At 39.4% G+C, this 18174-nt stretch carries 13 protein-coding genes and 1 tRNA gene; 4 read left to right on the top strand and 10 right to left on the bottom strand.

All coding sequences use genetic code 11. From position 1 onward, the window contains the following. Nucleotide 1: 1 nt before the first annotated feature. Nucleotides 2–571: a Crp/Fnr family transcriptional regulator gene (locus GVK91_RS16110; RefSeq protein WP_159730070.1), complete on the bottom strand. Its 570-nt coding sequence runs from the start codon at nucleotides 569–571 to the stop codon at nucleotides 2–4. Between the two features lie 701 nt (nucleotides 572–1272). Here GVK91_RS16110 and GVK91_RS16105 point away from each other — a divergent pair. Then, nucleotides 1273–3249: a M48 family metallopeptidase gene (locus GVK91_RS16105; RefSeq protein WP_159730068.1), complete on the top strand. Its 1977-nt coding sequence runs from the start codon at nucleotides 1273–1275 to the stop codon at nucleotides 3247–3249. A 268-nt stretch (nucleotides 3250–3517) separates the two neighbouring features. On the opposite strand, the gene GVK91_RS16100 is transcribed toward GVK91_RS16105, so the two are convergent. Both GVK91_RS16100 and GVK91_RS16095 read right to left on the bottom strand, forming a co-directional pair. Further along, on the bottom strand, nucleotides 3518–3805 hold the full coding sequence (locus tag GVK91_RS16100; RefSeq protein ID WP_159730066.1) for a hypothetical protein: 288 nt from the start codon (nucleotides 3803–3805) through the stop codon (nucleotides 3518–3520). 7 nt (nucleotides 3806–3812) lie between these two features. Further along, on the bottom strand, nucleotides 3813–4073 hold the full coding sequence (locus tag GVK91_RS16095; RefSeq protein WP_159730064.1) for a helix-turn-helix domain-containing protein: 261 nt from the start codon (nucleotides 4071–4073) through the stop codon (nucleotides 3813–3815). Between the two features lie 118 nt (nucleotides 4074–4191). Between GVK91_RS16095 and GVK91_RS16090 the strand changes: the two genes are divergently transcribed. Next, nucleotides 4192–4731, top strand: coding sequence for a GNAT family N-acetyltransferase (locus tag GVK91_RS16090; protein WP_159730062.1), 540 nt, complete (start codon nucleotides 4192–4194; stop codon nucleotides 4729–4731). A 222-nt stretch (nucleotides 4732–4953) separates the two neighbouring features. On the opposite strand, the gene GVK91_RS16085 is transcribed toward GVK91_RS16090, so the two are convergent. Both GVK91_RS16085 and GVK91_RS16080 read right to left on the bottom strand, forming a co-directional pair. Then, the gene (locus GVK91_RS16085; RefSeq protein ID WP_159730060.1) at nucleotides 4954–6180 is read right to left on the bottom strand and encodes a site-specific integrase; all 1227 of its coding nucleotides are present in this window, start codon (nucleotides 6178–6180) and stop codon (nucleotides 4954–4956) included. 330 nt (nucleotides 6181–6510) lie between these two features. Then, a tRNA-Glu gene (locus GVK91_RS16080) sits at nucleotides 6511–6582 on the bottom strand. 140 nt (nucleotides 6583–6722) lie between these two features. On the opposite strand from GVK91_RS16080, the gene GVK91_RS16075 reads away from it, so the two are divergent. Then, complete coding sequence (locus tag GVK91_RS16075; protein ID WP_159730058.1) at nucleotides 6723–9239, top strand: family 20 glycosylhydrolase; 2517 nt, start codon at nucleotides 6723–6725, stop codon at nucleotides 9237–9239. Nucleotides 9240–9484: 245 nt separating this feature from the next. Here the strand turns inward: GVK91_RS16075 and nagB are convergent, their stop codons facing one another. Next, the gene (gene nagB, locus GVK91_RS16070) at nucleotides 9485–11440 is read right to left on the bottom strand and encodes a glucosamine-6-phosphate deaminase (RefSeq protein ID WP_259255412.1); all 1956 of its coding nucleotides are present in this window, start codon (nucleotides 11438–11440) and stop codon (nucleotides 9485–9487) included. Nucleotides 11441–11554: 114 nt separating this feature from the next. Then, nucleotides 11555–12703 carry a methionine aminotransferase gene (locus GVK91_RS16065; RefSeq protein ID WP_153845339.1) on the bottom strand — a complete coding sequence of 383 codons (1149 nt, stop codon included), beginning with the start codon at nucleotides 12701–12703 and terminating at the stop codon, nucleotides 11555–11557. A 72-nt stretch (nucleotides 12704–12775) separates the two neighbouring features. Between GVK91_RS16065 and GVK91_RS16060 the strand changes: the two genes are divergently transcribed. Continuing rightward, nucleotides 12776–13459, top strand: a complete 684-nt coding sequence (locus GVK91_RS16060) for a peroxiredoxin (RefSeq protein ID WP_153845338.1) — start codon at nucleotides 12776–12778, stop codon at nucleotides 13457–13459. A 153-nt stretch (nucleotides 13460–13612) separates the two neighbouring features. Here the strand turns inward: GVK91_RS16060 and radA are convergent, their stop codons facing one another. The 3 genes from radA to GVK91_RS16045 form a co-directional block, all read right to left on the bottom strand. After that, nucleotides 13613–14998 (bottom strand): DNA repair protein RadA, encoded by a 1386-nt coding sequence (radA, locus tag GVK91_RS16055; protein WP_159730056.1) that lies wholly within the window; start codon nucleotides 14996–14998, stop codon nucleotides 13613–13615. 232 nt (nucleotides 14999–15230) lie between these two features. Further along, a complete protein-coding gene (locus tag GVK91_RS16050) occupies nucleotides 15231–16391 on the bottom strand; it encodes a dipeptidase (protein ID WP_159730054.1) in 1161 nt (386 codons plus the stop codon). Further along, nucleotides 16388–18112, bottom strand: coding sequence for a serine hydrolase (locus GVK91_RS16045; protein WP_159730052.1), 1725 nt, complete (start codon nucleotides 18110–18112; stop codon nucleotides 16388–16390). The genes GVK91_RS16050 and GVK91_RS16045 overlap by 4 nt, the downstream gene beginning before the upstream one ends. Nucleotides 18113–18174: the final 62 nt, after the last annotated feature.

The raw sequence follows: 18174 nt of genomic DNA, 5'->3' as shown, positions 1-18174 counted from the left end.
CTCAGATTCCTTTCCTAATCCTACAGATTGTTTTTCTGGAAACACCCAGATATGAAGCGAGCTGGCTTAACGATATCTTTTGAAACAACTCAGGTTCCTCCATAAGTAGAAACTGGTAACGTTCTTTTGGCGTGTTGAGTCTATAGATATTGGCCAGTCGCTCTTGGGATATAATAATCCGCTCCAAGATATCTCTCCCAAAAACTTCAATTTCTCTTGACATCACATATAGAGAGATAAGCTTTTTTCTGCTTATTTCGAATACAACTGAAGCTTGCATGGCAATAAACGAATACGAAGATTTGTCACCAGTGCGCAGGCTTTCAAGGTTTGTAAAAAACATATTTGGGAGAATGAATCCCAGATTTACGATTTTACCGTCGTTATTTTGAAAATTTTTCATCAAACCCGTCGCCAGAAAAAAGACAGATTTACAGGTTTCCCCTTGAGTGAGTATTATTTCATTTTTTTTGAGATAATGAATCTTTCCAGACGAAAAAAAAAGCTGTTTAGATTCGTCTCCCAGATTCTGAAAAGAGTCAATTTCTTCTAGTATTTTACTTATGCACATTTCCGTTATTTTTTAGAATTAACTCCATAAGAAACTATTTTATCCTTTTTACAGGCCGCAAAAAACAAAACACCTCCAAGGGCAGTAATTGGTTGTGTCTTTTTCATTCTTTTTTTAAACAAAAAAAATCTTTTCTTTTTTTGCATCAAAAAAAATCGACAAAGAACATTATTTAATTGACATACGGCAATTTGAAATATCATGCAAACATTTTCTACAGAGTTGACTATAAATATATTTTTTGACAGGATCAACTGAATTCCATATGTCATCTGCAAAAAAAGCTAATGTTTTCACCCTAGCGGCCTCTAATACTGGATCTCATTGAAATGACTGACTAAAGCCTAGCACATCTCATCATATAAGGGAAATAGATTTTTAACAAAAGCCAATGAAGATTTTAACTAAAAAACATATTTAAACTATAAATTCAGTCACCTGTCGACCATGTGGCTAATTATGTCGTCATAAATTGTTCGACTTCAATAACTTGAGGATCTTGGTTGCAAAAAACATTAATTAAAATGCAGAGCAAGTTTATATTATCATTCTTTTACATATCCTTATTAGGACTGTTACTCAATTACTTGCCTACAATGGGGCAGACAACGAAGCCTACTCCCGAGCAAATTAAGCGGGCAATGGAAATCGCAAAAAAAATTAAGGCTCAAGGTGGACTAAAGGGGAAAGACGCCGAAGAATTGGCAGAGGAAGCCAAGAAAATAATGAAGCCATTGGGTAAAACGGTATTGAGCATCCCAAAGAAAATAAGTAAACCATTTCCTAAGATCGTCTTAACAGCTATTCAGCGCAAGGCATTAAAAGGCGAAGACTTAAAAAAATACATCATCTCGCTTAACGCCTTAATTCTTAACAGTATGGATTCCTCTACAAAAAAGCTCGTTCAAGAAATCCTCGCGGATGCAGATCTTGATAATAAATCGCTTTTCGAATTAGGGATGTATAGTTATCTAAATGGGGCTTTGCAGGAAGGATCAATACTTGTTGGGACTTCACTTACTAGGGATATTAGCAATGACTTTAATGCAAACAGCTATGCAGGGATTTTGATCAATGCGAACTGGTCAGCACAAGCAATGCCAATCTGCAGAGGCCTACTCTCAAGCTATCCAGAAAATGATCTGGTACTCAACAATATCGGTCAAGCTTTTATTGGCATTGGTGAACAGGATAGCGCTATGGTATACTTAAGAAAATGTCTTAAGCAGAATCCTTCCCACCCACAAGCTAATAACACTGCTGCTTTGATCTCCAAAGAGAAAGGGCAAAAGGAAAAAGCAGTTGAGTATGCAAAAAAAGCAGTTGAAAATGGCCTGATAGACGGCTCCATGGATATCATAGAAGAATTTGATAAATCGGGAACAGCCTATGATTTTTTTGCAAAACCTAAAGACCTTCCAGATTATTTCAACATATTTAAAATTAAAAAACCCATGCATCAAAAACGAGTTGAGGATGAACAGCTTGTAAAGGCCGAACGGGCGGCATTCAAGTCTGAAATAGACAGGATGCGTGGAGAACTCTCTGAAATAATCCGTAAAGAACAAGAGCTGGGCACAAAACAACTCAATGAGCGAATACAGGATCTTCAGAAAAGACTTTTCGCTGGTGAAAAGTTAGATGTGAACCTTGGCAACCCATGGTTTAAAAAAGCAGGTAGAATATTTTCCAATAAATACATCCAAGTAGATGTGCTTAAAGCTATGATGCGAGAAGAAGAACAATATACCGCAAAAATTGCAGAATTGGAAAATGAATACGACAGGAACGAATCAAAAATTTACAAGGATTTTGCAGAAAAAAAAGCCCAATATGTTTGCAATGGTGAAGGGACGAGTAGCGGGTGCATAAACCTAGAAAGGCTTGCTGCAGAAGAGTGTAAGGCTATCAAAGAACTAAGGAACAGATTCTTGGTTAACTGTGCCACTGTCGCTGAAAGCTATGATGATAAACAGATTCATTGGGCAGCAGAAAGGTTTTTCTTTCAATCGAAATGGGGTTATCTTCTTGGACCTAATGAACATCTGGCAAATGTGAATTATTATAAATATGCGGATGAATACTTAAAAAACATCAGCAAGATCATGACAAATTATAAGCCAAAGGCACCCGCATGCGAAAATCTGGAAGCTGAGCTCAAAAAATTTACTTTTGCAGAAATAACAGCACCGAAATGCCCCATAAATGAAACAATAAACCTAGGATTGATAGCATTGAAGAGTAATTGTAAAGAGACATCAATAACGCTATCTGGAAAAAAAAATAGTTCACTTGAAAAGTACAAGATTCAGTTCAAACAAAATCATCAAAAGGCTCAGAACTCCCTTGCGATAATCTATGTAGTTAGGAAAGATGAGGTCAAACTTTCTGAACCGATAAAGAAATTTATGAAAGCAGATGTTGGCGTAAAAGTTGAGCTGACCGTTCAAGGTTTTCTTTCGTGGTCCAAAGACAATGTCTGGGATGCTGGAGCTAAGGGAATGGCAACAACCTCCATATGGGCATTTGATACCCTATCCGGACATGGAGGAAATATGGAAGCTACTGCGGAGATAGGCTATTCCTATCAGGCGGGTCTAAATGGTGATGCAAAACTATTAAATGGCTTTCTTGCTCCAACCGCGGCGTCCCTTCCCGAATTTAACTATAAGCCATAATCTGAAAAAATTAATTTGATTGCCCCCACCGTCATTTTCAAACAGAATTTAATAAGCTAACCGATAATGGCAATGGGGGCAATGTAATATCGAAAAGGTGAGAGTAGTTCACCATGATCTATTAAAGTCGTATACATTTTACTGTTTTCAAACAAAGTTGTCGTTGCATGTTTCGATACCAGCGTAACCAACATGTAACCAATAGAAAATGAACACATTGTACAAATATAAAGATAGACCTCACTAAGTGTTTTAGATCCAAAGTATGTTACAACAACGTAATCCTGCTGCCTTTATAGCAATTATAAGTAGGTTCGTATTTTAGATATCCAACGTCAATCATTTTTTTTATGCAAATATGATAAGTGCTGGTGGAGGCAATCTTGCTCAGCTGCATTAATTCCTTTCTACTAATCCTGAAGGATGCAATGCATTGCTGGTTTTGCCAAACATAGAGCAATGCCATATACAAACTAAGTTGAGTAGTATTTAACCTAGGATCCTTTGCTGCTTTAGAAATATAACCCGCAAGTAAGTTTTTTTGTGATCTCTGCATGTTAAAACTATTTTTTATTCAAAGCTTTTACGACATCATCGTATTTATAGAAAAAAAGACTACCCACCTTTGTAAATTGCAAAGTGCCGTTGATCCGCAGATTTTGTAAAGTACCTGGAGAGATGCCCAACATCTTACGCACGTCCCGGCTTCTGAGCCATTGTCTGGAATCCGGCTCAGCAAGCTTTAACAGACCACGGATCTCCGTTAAAATATCCAGTTTAAATTGTTGTAAATCGTCTTTGGTAATGAATTCAATTTGTGCCATAAAAATTGTTTTAGGACACAAAACTGAAAATCTGACGAAACAGTATTTCACCACTTTTAAAACTTGGGTACGCTTTTTTAAGGAGAATAAGAGATGCTTTTATATTTTTGCTATACCCATGATGAAACCAATCTACTATGAAACAGGCGATCTGTTCATCCATCCCTTCAGGCCGGAAGACATGGAAAGATTTGAGCAATTATCCGGTGATATTTTCTCGATCTTATCCGATGACAACACGCTCAAATATATCCCAAGTAAGCGACTCCACAACCTAGAAGAGGCTGATCTATTTTTAAGAACTATGATCATCAACTACTATGCTGGATTGAATTATATCCACTTCATCACTGATAAAAAACAAAACAAAGTCATTGGACTCATTGATCTAATCTCACCACAAGTGGCAAAAAAACATTATCAGCTGGATGAATATCCTTTTTTCATTGAATTTTACTTGGGTGCCTTCGCTATTGGCTGTTATGTGATGACAGAAATCCTTCCTCCGGTAGTTGACAGTATTCTCAACCAGGGCATTCCAAGGATTGGAGCAATTATCAACCGGCAGAATATTGCAGCAAGAAAAGTTCTTGAAAATGCACAATTCACCTACAAGGCAACATTTGACCATCTTCAGGATCTATATGAAGTTACCTGAAGCCTCGGTTTGACAATTAGACCAGGATATTGATTCTAATAACATCGATAGTTTAGTATGCAAATAAGTCAATAGAGAAAGATCTCTGATCAACGAAGGATCTTGATCTTCTCATAAATAATAAGTAAATTTGATTTGAGAGCGTTAATTTAGAACGGGGATAAATCTTAGGATTTAACCCCTTGTTCTTTTTTCTGTCTACCAATCTTTATGCTAATATCCTTAAGTAATCGCATATTTTTCACGGACAGCAGCCGTATCTAAACTCACTTTAACATCTACAATTTTCGCATAATGTTGTGTCGTTGTCAATAATGAATGACCTAACATTTTACCTACAGTTTCAATCGGAACGCCGTTACTTAACATTACTGTCGTTGCAAAAGTGTGCCTGGCAATATGAAAAGTAAGTACAATAGCTATTTCACACAGGTCTGCAATTTCTTTCAGATAGGCGTTCATTTTCTGATTGCTCAATACTGGCAGAACAAGAAAGCCATTGGCACATGGAGGGTAATTTCTGTATTTTTCAATAATAGCAATCGCAGGTTCCAGCAAAGGCACTCGTGATGACGACCCATTTTTCTTCCTGGTAGTTAATATCCACTGCTTTCCATCAACCCCTTTTACAATCTCGCTCTGGCGCAATTTTTTAACATCTGCATAAGATAGTCCAGTATAGCAGCAAAAAATAAAAATGTCTCTTACCTGGTCAAGCCGAGGTATTGTGATGACCTTTCGTACCATGTGATCCAACTCCTCTTGTGTCAAACATTGACGTTCCTTTGGCTTAACACCATTTTTATATTCAACAAATGGGTTATGATCCAACAATCTGGTCTTTATGCAAAAATTATTCACTATCTTTTTTAAATGTTTGATATACTTGGCTACAGATATTTGTCCGATCCTCAAAACCGTTTTTAAGTAATGTGAAAAACCATTTATGAAATTAAAGTCCAACTGATGAATTGTCACATCCTCCGTTGAGTAGCGAGCATTAATAAAAGCAGTTAAATGGTTATGTGTAGTTTTATATCCTTTTAATGTGTTTTCCTCAAACTCAATCCCGAGTAATTCTTCCATCTGCTTGTTGTGCAGGGAAAACAACTCCATGAGCATCGGAACCTTAACCTTAGGTTCATTACCAGTGAACTTTTGCTTTAGCGTAAAAGCGGTAATCTCTTTACGCTCTTTGGTTAGCAGGGTATGGGCTTCTTCGACTTTCTTTTCCCATTCATCGAGGTAGATGTTTAAAAGCTTAGTACTTTCTTTAGAGCCTTTCTCTCGGTTAGATTGACTGCACCAGCGCCCCGGTTCACATTTACGTCCGGTTGATACTTCTTTGCCCTCACCATTTATGGTGATCCGCATGTAGATTGGTGCTGGACCTTTAGTCCATCCTTTTGGCTTTTTAAGGTAAAAAAGCACGCTGTAATTTGTTTCCATAAAACAAGCTTAAATTGTGAACAAAATTAAGCTTGCAGCCAGGAGTAAATCAAGATGCAGTTTATTCGAACACCCTATATTACAATCCCTTAGTTTCACTACGTAAGTGAAACCGGTTCATTTCTCAATAAGGAATAAGAGTTCGATTCCCTATGCAAAAACCTCATTTCTGAGGAGCTCCAATGAGTAATTTTTATCGTTTCAGACTACTCACTGAATTACTCACTGGAATTATACGAATTGGTGAATAAAATGGTGGTCGCCGAAAAACACAAAAGGCTGTAAATCATAGATTTACAGCCTTTTGATACGTTTTGACATTGTGTCCTGTAGCCCGTAGGGGAATCGAACCCCTGTTTCAAGAATGAAAATCTTGCGTCCTAACCCCTAGACGAACGGGCCGTTTTCTGTTTCGGTGTGCAAATATAGAAATATTTATAAATGTGTCAAAATTTTCATCTTTTTTTTATTCATATTTTTTAAAATAGATCATAAACCCCTCTAGAATAGCTATATTTAGAGTCATTGAAAAAGTAACCAACATGACTAATTTTAAAAAAATCAAAAAACCGCTACTCTATGCCGGACTAGGCTTGGCTTTATTAAGTCAGGAAGCCTATGCCCAGAAATCGAGTGCTATTGCAGATCAACTGCAACTCACCTGGAAGGTCAAAGACGGACAGAATATCCGTAAAAATCCGGTATCCACCCTAATTTTAAAAAACAAGGGAAAAAGTGCTGTTCAACTTAACGATTGGAGCCTCTGGTTTAATTTTATTCGATCTATTGATCCCGATAAGGTCGACAAACGTTTTGCGATAGACCACCGAAATGGAGATCTCTTTCAGGTTAGCTTTAAGAAAAATAACTTTTTATTAAATGCGCAAGACACAGTCCACATCGATTTTATCACGACTGGACTGGTCAATTATACGGATGGACCAATTGGTCTATACCTAAAAAATAATAAGACTGGGCTTGCAACAAATATTTCGGATTATGCTGCGGTTAAAATTGCTCCCCAGTCGGAAGCTGAAAAAAAAGATTACTTTGCTTATAAATACGACCAAAATAAGCTGGTAGAGGGTGCAGTAGCACAGCATATCATCCCTTTACCAAGCAATATCAGCATCAATAATAACGAGAAATTCAACCTATCGACAGATACAAAACTGTTTGTTGACCATGAATTTGCTAGCGAAGGAGTCTTTCTGACAGACTTCCTGAACAGCTATTCAGGCGTTAAGCTAGCAGCTTCATCCAGTCCACAAGGCGGCATTGAAATTGTCAAAGCAAACAACTTAAAGCCCGAATCCTATCACTTGACGATTGGTGCTAAAGGTATACGAATAGAGGCTTCTGATAAAGCTGGTGCATTTTATGCCATACAATCGTTAAAATCGTTGATCAATCACAGTCAATGGAATAAAGCCACAAAATCGATCACATTACCATACGCTAACATTGAAGATAGCCCGCGCTATGGTTACCGTGGATTTATGCTGGATGCTGCCCGTAATTTCCATAGCAAAGCCGAGGTTTTAAGAATATTGGATCTCATGGCTTCTTACAAGTTGAACAAGTTCCATTTCCACTTCATTGACGACGAAGGTTGGCGATTGGAAATTCCGGCCCTACCCGAATTAACGGCTATCGGAGCCAACCGTTCGGCTAATTTTGAAGATGGAAAGGCAATACAGTCTGCTTATGGATCTGGCTCTACGGCTAAACCGCATCAATTCTACAGTGTTGCTGACTATATCGAAATTTTAAAGTATGCTCAGGCAAGACATATAGACGTCATACCAGAAGTAGAAACTCCTGGTCATGCCCGCGCAGCGATCAAAGCAATGCGCGCGCGTTTTGCACATTACTCAAAACTTGGTGATAAACAAAAAGCGGAGGAATTCCTGCTTGACGATGCAGAGGACAAATCTGTTTATAATTCTGCACAAAACTGGAATGACAATGTCATGAACCCTGCCCTACCTTCAACCTATCACTTCCTGAGCAAGGTGATCGATGAAATCAAAGCGATGCATGATCAAGCTGGAGTTCCGTTGACAATTATCGATTTGGGAGGCGACGAGACGCCAAGTGGTGTTTGGGAAAAATCGCCAAAGGTATTGGCCTTTATGAAGGAAAATAATATCGCCAATGTACTCGATGTATGGCCACTGTATATTACCAAAATTAATACCCTTGTTCAAGAAAAAGGGTTGACGATGTCTGGATGGGAAGAAATGGGTATGCGCAATAAAGGAAAAGGCATGGTTGTAAATGCCGATCTAGGAAAATCCGGCATCCACTTGAATGTATGGAACAATCTCCCTGGCCAAGGACAGGAAGACCTCGCTTATCGATTGGCAAATGCAGGATATAAAGTTGTTTATACGAGTGCTGCAAACAACTACCTGGATATGTCTTGGGACCGTGATTTTGCTGATCCAGGACACAGTTGGGTCGGTACGGTTAATCTGAATAGAACTTATTCGTTTTCTCCTGAAAATTTCTTCATCAATCTGCGCAAGGATGACACCGGAAAAGATCTTAGACCTGAGGCATACACCAATAAAGAACAGCTTACAGCGGAGGGGAAGAAAAACCTCCTCGGTATCAAAGGCGCCTTATGGGCAGAAAAGGTATCTACTGACCAGCGTCTTGAGGAAATGATATTTCCACGTTTAATAGCGATTGCTGATCGCGCGTGGGCACCCGAACAAACCTGGGAAAAAGGAAATTCTTTTGACGAGGCCACTTATCGTAAATCGTATACCTCTTTTATCAAAAAATTAGGCGAGGATGAATTGAGAAAACTGGATAGGATAAATGGAGGCTATACCTATCGACTTCCTAAAATTGGAATCAAGAAAGAGGGTAGCCAACTCCTTATCAATACCGATTATCCTGGTTTCAAAGTCTATTACAGCGACAACGGCAGTACGCCAACATTGAAATCCAAAATAGTGAACGGTCCAATACCATTCCAAACTGGGAAAAAATACTTATTTAAAGTATTTGATGCCAAAGGACGGTCAGGTGATGTGATCAGCTATTAATTCATTGGAACGCAAAATGATAAACGCTATTGGCGTTGACAATAAAAAAAAGCTGCCTAAAATAACATCAGTCACTTCAAAAATCGACTGTTTGAACTGGCACTTAAGCTGATAAAGGCAAAATAGAATAAAAATAGGGCTGTCCAATTTCTTTGGGCAGCCCTATTTTTATAAGTCCTAAATTTTTTAAGTGGCTCAGGACTTTTTATGTCGTCAGACAGTTATTTTATAGTCAGACAATTATTCTAGTCAAATTTCCATCTTACGAACGCTTCAATAGCTTCATAATTTGCAAGACCTAATTGGTCATATAAAGCTGCGGTTTCGCTTGTACGGTCTTCAGCACGTACCCAGAATTCACGTGGATCATCTCCAGGGAATACAGGTAAATCTTTCTGAGACTGGTGTTTGAAGATGGCTAAACGTTTGCGATAAACTTCTTGTGGAGATAACGGAACGGCCATTTGGATCTCGTGGATTGGGTATTCATGCCATGCTCCTCTGTATAACCATAACCAACAATCTTTGGTCCACTCATCTGTTTTGCTCAATCTGCTCAATGCTTCAAACAAGATATCGAAACATACTTTATGCGTTCCATGTGGATCCGCAAAGTCACCCGCAGCAAATACCTGATGTGGTTTTACATGGCGCAACAATTCCATTGTTTGTTGAATATCATCTTCAAAAGATACATTTTTCGAGAACTTCTGTCTATCATAGAAGGGTAGATCCTGGAAATGGATATTTTCATCGGGCAAACCAACTAAACGAGCTCCCGCGATCGCCTCACCCTTACGGATCAATGCTTTGATTTTACGGACAAGTTCAGTATCGATCTGATTTGGTTTTTTTGTTGCAAAAATTGCTCTTTCCTCATCATAAATTCGACCGATCTGAGAAGCTTCCGCCTCTGCCCCTATTTGTTTTGCTAAATCTTCAGCAAACTCCAGATAACGTACGACATCATCATCCCAAACAGCTGTATTACCACAAGTTTGGTAAGCAACATGGACATTGTGTCCTTGGTCTGCCAGACGAATAAATGTACCCCCCATCGAGATGACATCATCATCAGGGTGTGGAGAAAATACAATTACATTTTTCTTCGCTGGATTGGCACGCTCAGGACGTTGTGAATCGTCAACATTGGGTTTACCTCCTGGCCATCCCGTGATCGTATGCTGAAGTTCGTTGAATATACGGATGTTGATATTATATGCCGGACCGGTCTCTGTAACCAACTTGGCCATCCCGTGTGCATTATAATCCTCGTCGGTAAGTTTCAGGATTGGTTTTTTGATCTCCAAAGCTAACCAAACGACTGCTTTTTTAATTAACGAAGGTGTCCAGGTAACATCTTCTGCCAACCAAGGAAGATCAAAACGTGTCAACAATGAAGCAGCAGCTTCATCAAGAATAAATTCAACGTTATCTGATAATTGAAGATAAGTTGCAGGAATCTCTGAGGAGATTTCACCTTCAACTGCTTTTTTAATGATCTCAGCCTTTGTTTCGGTCCAAGCCATTAAAATAATCTCTCTTGCTTTGAAGATTGTACCTACGCCCATGGTAATCGCTTTTGTTGGTACATTTTCTTTTCCACCAAAAGCACGGGAAGCATCGCGACGGGTTAAATCGTCCAACGTTACTACACGTGTACCTGAGTTAGGGGCAGAACCTGGCTCATTAAATCCGATATGGCCTGTACGGCCAATACCTAATAATTGAATATCTAAACCTCCTGCTGCTGTAATCTTCTGTTCGTAAGCCTCACAGAATGCATTTACTTGATCAGAAGCTAAGGTACCATCTGGAATATTTACATTGGCCGCATCAATATCTACGTGTTCGAACAAGTTTTTGTTCATAAAGGTCACATAGCTCTGATCAGCATCAGGTTGCATAGGGTAGTATTCGTCAAGATTGAAGGTAATCACGTTCTTAAAGCTTAAACCTTCTTCTTTATGCAAACGAATCAATTCTTGATAGACTTTTACCGGTGTGGCACCGGTAGCAAGGCCCAGAACAGCTTTCTCACCTTTCTCTTGCTTTGCACGAATAATTTCAGCAATACGATTTGCAACGTTTTTCGAAGCTGAATTTTGATCTGGATAGACGCTCACAGGGACTTTTTCGAAGCGCGTTTCTTCCAATAAATTTAATCTAGCCATTTTATGGGTATGTTGATAAACGTGAATTACAAATTTATAAAATTAGTACCTCAAGTTGAAGTAAAATTTTAATAAAGTGGTTCTTTCTTAGCGATATTTTAAATAAAACCTTTTAGCTATTCTTTTAGGTCAATAATACGATTATACCTTATTCAAAATCTCAACGGCTTTTAATAGCGTTTCATCCTTTTTAGCGAAACAGACCCGCAAAACTTGTTGATTTGTCGCTTCTTTATAGAACGCTGAAAGTGGGATTGTTGCAATTTTGTGTTGTCTAGTTAACGAACAAGCAAATTCAAATTCCTTCTCCTGACTGATTGCACTATAATCTATATTAAGGAAATAAGTTCCTTCGCAAGGAAGAATCTTAAACCGGGATCCCCTTAATCCATCCTTCAACAAATTCCTTTTCCGCTCAAAAAAATCCGATAGGCCTTTGACATAGCTTATATCCTCCAGATATGCTGCGATAGCGAATTGCATGGGTGTATTTACGCTAAATACATTGAATTGATGTACTTTTCTAAATTCTTGAGTTAATTGCGGCGGGGCAATGCAATAACCAATCTTCCAACCCGTGGTATGCAATAACTTTCCAAAGGAAGCAATAACAAAACTTCGCTCCCGCAAGGTGGGTATTTCCAGTACCGATTGCGGCGAAACACCATCGAAAACAATATGCTCGTATACTTCATCACTCAACAACAGTGCGGTGGTACTTGCCAGCAAATCCCCAAGTTTAATCAGTTCTTCTCGACCCAGTACTTTGCCTGTTGGATTATTTGGATTATTGATGATGATTAAGCGGGTTTTGGAATTAATTAACGTAGCTACGTAATCCCAGTCAATCTGAAAATCAGGAGCCAATAATCGCACGGGAACAACCTTACCGCCAAATAATTCGATAGTTGGCGCATAACAATCGTATGCCGGTTCAAAGATAATAACCTCATCTTGTGGTCTAACAACTGTGGCAATAGCTGTAAAAATTGCTTGTGTACCGCCAGATGTCACAGTAAGCTCCGCTGTTGCATCAACCGCCACGTCATAAACTTCACGATATTTTTTAGCGATAGTATCACGTAATGCCTGTGCTCCAATCATTGGCGCGTATTGGTTATGTCCCTGTTCCATTGCCTTAGAAACCAATTGAACCAACTTCGGATCTGTCTCAAAGTCAGGAAAACCTTGCGACAGATTTAAAGCTTGCTGCTCGTTAGCAAGCATCGTCATTTTGGTAAAGATCGTCGTGCCGACATGTGGAAGTTTAGAAGTTAGGTTGAAGTTCATTTTTTGACATTTTATTAATCTACTAAATTAGTGGATTTTCTTATATTTGTAAATATATATAAGAATAATAACATGATAAAATACATCACACTACTTTTTTTAGTTCTGCCATTCTTTGGTTCTGCACAAAAAAAAGAACTTACCAAAGAGGAGTATATTGCCCGTGTCAAAGCTTCTCCAGATTCAATCTCGACATTGGTTGACTTGCGTAGAGTTGGAGGTTATGACCCTGTATACCCCGAGCTTCAGGCGCTTTATAATACCTTGAGTAAAAATGTCAAGAATTCAAGTGAAGGAAAAGAGTTTCAAGATTACTTAAATACATTGGAAACGGTTCAAATTGGAAAAATAGCGCCAGCGTTTACGCAAAATGATACCACTGGTACCCCTGTAAAGCTTTCGGACTTTAAAGGAAAGTATGTTCTCCTTGATTTTTGGGCATCTTGGTGTCCGGATTGTCGTGTCGAAAGCCCAGATCTTGTAAAAACATACCAACAATTTAAAGGTGAAAACTTTGAAATATTGGGTATATCCTTTGATAAGGATCGCAATTCTTGGATTAAAGCCATCCATGCAGATAAATTGCACTGGCGTCATGTTTCGGATCTCAAACGTTGGCAAAATGATGTCGGAACATTATACGGCGTAAAATCTATTCCACAGAATGTACTGATCGATCCCAATGGGAAAATCGTCGCCAAGAATTTACATGGTGATGCTTTACGCGCGAAATTGAAAGAAGTCTTGAAAAAGTAAACTATAGACGATCCATAAAAAAGACCATGTTTTAGTAAAAGCATGGTCTTTTTATTTTTATTCTTTGAAGAACGCCATTTTTCTGAAAAAATCTATTTTAAGATGATCCCAGTAAATTAGGATATTAAACGATTGATTGCCCCTTTTTCTCCCTTAGCCAAACAAAGCACTGAAGATGTCCTCCAATTTGGCAACCGGACGAATGGCAATATTATATTTTTTAGCATCCAATCCTTTGGTATTGAATTTAGAAATAAAAATACCATCAAAGCCCAGCTTCTCTGCCTCCTGTATACGCTGTTCAATGCGATTTACGGCCCTTATCTCACCCGATAAACCAACCTCACCGGCAAAAGTCAGATTGGATCGAATCGCGATATCTTGTTGTGAAGAAATAATTGCAACAACAACAGCCAAATCGATCGCAGGATCTTCAACACGCAACCCACCGGCAATATTCAAAAACACGTCCTGTGCACTTAACCTAAAACCAAAGCGTTTCTCTAAAACAGCCAGCAGCATGTTTAATCGCTTCGTATCGTAACCTGTAGAAGAGCGCTGAGCAGTTCCAAACGCCGAATTACTCACCAGAGCCTGTACTTCAATCATCATAGGGCGCACTCCTTCAAGCATCGCCGCAATGGAAACGCCACTAACAGGTTCATCGCGCTGGGAAATCATAATCTCCGAAGGATTTGACACCTCCCTCAATCCCGAGCCCTGCATTTCATAAATACCCAGTTCTGAAGCAGATCCAAAACGATTTTTTACGGCCCGTAAAATCCGGTATACATGATGACGATCACCCTCGAATTGAAGCACCGTATCCACCATATGTTCTAAAACCTTGGGGCCTGCAATAGATCCGTCCTTGGTAATATGCCCTACAATAAAAACTGGTGTACTGGTTTCCTTTGCAAACCGAAGCAATTCTGCGGTACATTCGCGTACCTGAGAAACCGAGCCTGGCGCCGATTCAATTTGTGAGGAATGTAAAGTCTGTATAGAATCTATTACAATGACATTGGGCTGCACCGTCTCGATCTGCTTGAAAATATTTTGAGTAGATGTCTCGGTAAGGATATAACAATTTGCTTTAGAAGATTGTGACAATCGCTCTGCCCGCATCTTAATTTGCTGTTCACTTTCTTCCCCAGAAATATAAAGTGTCTTGACTTGTGGGATCGATAAAGCGAGCTGTAACATCAACGTAGACTTCCCAATACCGGGTTCGCCTCCGATAAGTACCAATGATCCCGGAACAATACCACCACCAAGAACCCGGTTAAACTCCTGATCTGGAGTCAATATCCGTAATTCATCCTGATAGACGATTTCGTGGATGATGGCAGCTTTATTCGCTCTTTTCGTACTTCCGCCTGTGGTGGAACTACGCCATTCGGGCACTTTTGAGCTCGATTTTTCGACGACTTCCTCAACAAAACTATTCCATTGCTTGCAAGAAGGGCATTGCCCCATCCATTTGGGAGACTCGTAGCCACAGTTTTGACAGAAATATGCTGATTTTGATTTTGCCATGTTACGAAATTACAAATTTATAGCTGTTAAAGGTGTAATATCATGCCCCGTACGTATTATATTACCCAAGATATTACGTAAGGACTGATCAGCCTTTCCATAATGTTACTCCTATGGCGGCTTAAGTCAATACAAAGTATTACTATATACCGCATCACTACTTTAGCAATACCTCAACAATACTGCATGCCTACTGGAACCTCACTGAAAAGCCTTAAAAAAACCGAAGTGTTTATTCTTCATTTTCTTTTAAGATCCGCAAAAAATTTTGTCCCATGATCTTCCCAACATCCGTTTTTGTATAACCTCTCTCCAACAGCGCTTTGGTCAGTAGTGGAAATTTAGAAACATCTTCCAGACCTTGGGGTGAGGATTCTATGCCGTCGAAGTCCGAGCCTACAGCAACATGATCAATACCCACTTTTTTGACCAAATAGTCGATATGATCCAATAATTTCGGCAGTGGAGCATCCGCTTGCCGTTGAAGTTCTTTTGGCAACTTTTCATACATAGACCAAGTACTCAATTTTGTATCCCCGTTATCACCAAATTTACCCACATACAAATCCTTAAGCCTTGTTTCATAGGCTGGATCCAAAAAACCTGAATAAAAATTGACACCAACAACGCCCCCATTTTTTTTCAAAGCTTCCAATTGTGCATCTTTCAGATTGCGGAAATGTGGACATAATTCATAGGCGTTGCTATGGGAAACCAAGATCGGTTTGGTCGTTATCGCCAGCACATCATAGAAAGTCTGCTCTCCTCCATGCGACAGATCAACCATCATCCCTAATTCGTTCATCTTCTGGATAATTGCTCGACCTTTTGCCGTCAACCCTTTATCCTTGGGATTCATACGACCTGATTCCATTGCAGCACAACTCGCCCAGGACAAATTGTAGTTCCAGGTCAAAGTGAGGTATTTGGCACCACGCTCATAGAGTCGCATTAAATGATCAACACTTCCCTCAATCATATTTCCGCCTTCAACCCCAATCAAAGCGACTATTTTTCCCGTTTTTAAGATTGAATCGATGTCACGTGAAGATTTTGCCAAACTTATTTTATCGGTATTTGCTGCAATCATCTTTTCCAATGCATCTATCTGGTCATTGGCGTGCTTAAATGCCCCAGATTTCCACTTCGCATCATCGGACCACACAGCAAATACCTGCACATCTACGCCCCCTTCCCGCAGTCGAGGTAAATCAGTAGCCCCCGTACTTATTCGCTGGCCGATATTTTTCCCCTGGAAAATGGATTCGTATATCACATCATTGTGTCCGTCGACGACCACCAAATCTTGGTGTATCTGTTTATAGTCTTGACTATATCCAACATTGTTGAGTGTTGTCATTGCTAGTCCAAGTAATAGCAGGCCTTTTATCATTTTTGACTTTCATTGATCGTTTCATAAATAGCATCCTGAATCCTGCTTCTGATATTCAGATCCAACAGCCTAGTGCTCACCTGAGGATGTACGCGATTAGACAAAAAGATATAGATCAGTTGATTTTGTGGATCAATCCAGATACATGTTCCTGTATAGCCTGTATGACCAAAGACCGAGCTATTCGCTAATTTAGATGGATATTCATTTTTTGGGTTTGGATCCCAACGGTCAAAACCTAAGCCCCGACGACTGCTTGTCGATTGCCTGGAGGTAAATAAATCTATTGTTTCGGTTTTAAAGTAGCGCTCCCCCCCGTACTCTCCTCTATTCAATAACAGTTGACCATAGATTGCCAAATCATTTGCTGTAGCAAATAATCCGGCATGCCCGGCAATACCGCCAGCCATTGCCGCACCCTGATCGTGGACATAGCCTTCTAGCAATGTTTTCCGAAAAGAGGTATCCTGCTCGGTAGGAACAATTTCATCCTTTGCAAAACGTTCTCGGGGAAGGTAGCCAGCACGCGTCATCCCCAATGGCCTGTAAAAGTTCTCCTGCACATAATCTTGCAGAGGTTCAGCGGTCTGATGTTCTGCAACTTCTTTCATCACGTACATACTGATATCACTATACACATAATTTCCAGTGGGTTTTACAGGTGATTTTAGCATCTCGGGCCACATGACATCGCGGTAATAATTGTTGAGAATATAGCTATTGTCGGCCATTTTCACTTGATGGTTATCATCGCGCGCTGAAACAACGTCTCCAACTTTCAGATATTTATAGAAGGGAATAAAAGGTGTAAATCCTGCTTCATGCAACATCACGGAGCGAAGCTTGATATCCTTTTTATTGGTATACTTTGCCTGCCATAGGTAATGTCCCATGGTACTATCCAAATTAATAATATTCCGCTCGGTAAGACGCATAATTACAGGAGTAGTACCGGCAATCTTACTGACAGATGCGAGATCAAAAATATCAGTTGTTTTTGTGGGAATATCTTTGGAATATGTGTGAAATCCGTAAGATTTCTCCAAGAGTACTTGTCCGTCTTTCACGATCATGACAACAGCTCCCGGTGTTGCTTGCTTATCGATGGCTTCTTGCGCAATAGCATCAATTTTCTTCGTCAATTTGGTCAGGTTCAGATTAGAACTTGATGCAGCTCCATATTGCAGCCTTGTCTGTGTGGTTTTGACATGACCGGCGGTTATAGGAATCCCACCAAAAATAGACATTGCCATCTGACGCTGTCCAGTCTCTGAAAAAGGAGCAAGTAATTCGATCAAATCAGACTGTGGATGCTCCGATAAACTCTTTTTGTTCTTTTCATTTTCAAAAAAATGACAAAGGATAACTTTTTTATTGTTTAATACGGCCTGCTTCAACTGTGCTAGACAAGCTGCATCTAAGTCATCTTCCTTTCCAGCCACAATAATGGTGTTATAATATTTGATGTCCTCATCAAATTTATTAAAATCAAAAACTTTAGTGTTTGCATAACGAGCCAACTGTTCTGTGAACATCGCATATTTTGCAGCGTTAGGAACGACAACTGCAATACGAAGTTGATCCAGATTTTCTAAAGGTAGCAACTGATCGAGGTTATTAAACAGTATCGTTTCGTTTTTAATCGTAGACTTATATTGAGCAAAGAGGGGGCTAATACAGAACAAACCTGCAAATAAAGCCCCAAAAAATCGTTTTTTCATTCTGCTTTTATCGTTTTTTAGGTTCTATCAAATAAAAATACGAATTAAATAACGAAGGAATA

This window comes from Sphingobacterium sp. 18053, assembly GCF_902706145.1.
GTDB lineage: Bacteria > Bacteroidota > Bacteroidia > Sphingobacteriales > Sphingobacteriaceae > Sphingobacterium > Sphingobacterium paramultivorum.
The sequence above is the reverse complement of the archived record's forward strand: the minus strand, read 5'-3'. Positions and strand labels throughout refer to the sequence as shown.

What these genes read in the sequence shown, in the direction of transcription:
- GVK91_RS16110 (WP_159730070.1), bottom strand. Translation starts at nt 571, where the DNA reads ATGTGCATAAGTAAAATACTAGAAGAAATTGACTCTTTTCAGAATCTG.
- GVK91_RS16100 (WP_159730066.1), bottom strand. Translation starts at nt 3,805, where the DNA reads ATGCAGAGATCACAAAAAAACTTACTTGCGGGTTATATTTCTAAAGCA.
- GVK91_RS16095 (WP_159730064.1), bottom strand. Translation starts at nt 4,073, where the DNA reads ATGGCACAAATTGAATTCATTACCAAAGACGATTTACAACAATTTAAA.
- GVK91_RS16090 (WP_159730062.1), top strand. Translation starts at nt 4,192, where the DNA reads ATGATGAAACCAATCTACTATGAAACAGGCGATCTGTTCATCCATCCC.
- GVK91_RS16085 (WP_159730060.1), bottom strand. Translation starts at nt 6,180, where the DNA reads ATGGAAACAAATTACAGCGTGCTTTTTTACCTTAAAAAGCCAAAAGGA.
- GVK91_RS16075 (WP_159730058.1), top strand. Translation starts at nt 6,723, where the DNA reads ATGACTAATTTTAAAAAAATCAAAAAACCGCTACTCTATGCCGGACTA.
- GVK91_RS16065 (WP_153845339.1), bottom strand. Translation starts at nt 12,703, where the DNA reads ATGAACTTCAACCTAACTTCTAAACTTCCACATGTCGGCACGACGATC.
- GVK91_RS16060 (WP_153845338.1), top strand. Translation starts at nt 12,776, where the DNA reads ATGATAAAATACATCACACTACTTTTTTTAGTTCTGCCATTCTTTGGT.
- radA (WP_159730056.1), bottom strand. Translation starts at nt 14,998, where the DNA reads ATGGCAAAATCAAAATCAGCATATTTCTGTCAAAACTGTGGCTACGAG.
- GVK91_RS16050 (WP_159730054.1), bottom strand. Translation starts at nt 16,391, where the DNA reads ATGATAAAAGGCCTGCTATTACTTGGACTAGCAATGACAACACTCAAC.
- GVK91_RS16045 (WP_159730052.1), bottom strand. Translation starts at nt 18,112, where the DNA reads ATGAAAAAACGATTTTTTGGGGCTTTATTTGCAGGTTTGTTCTGTATT.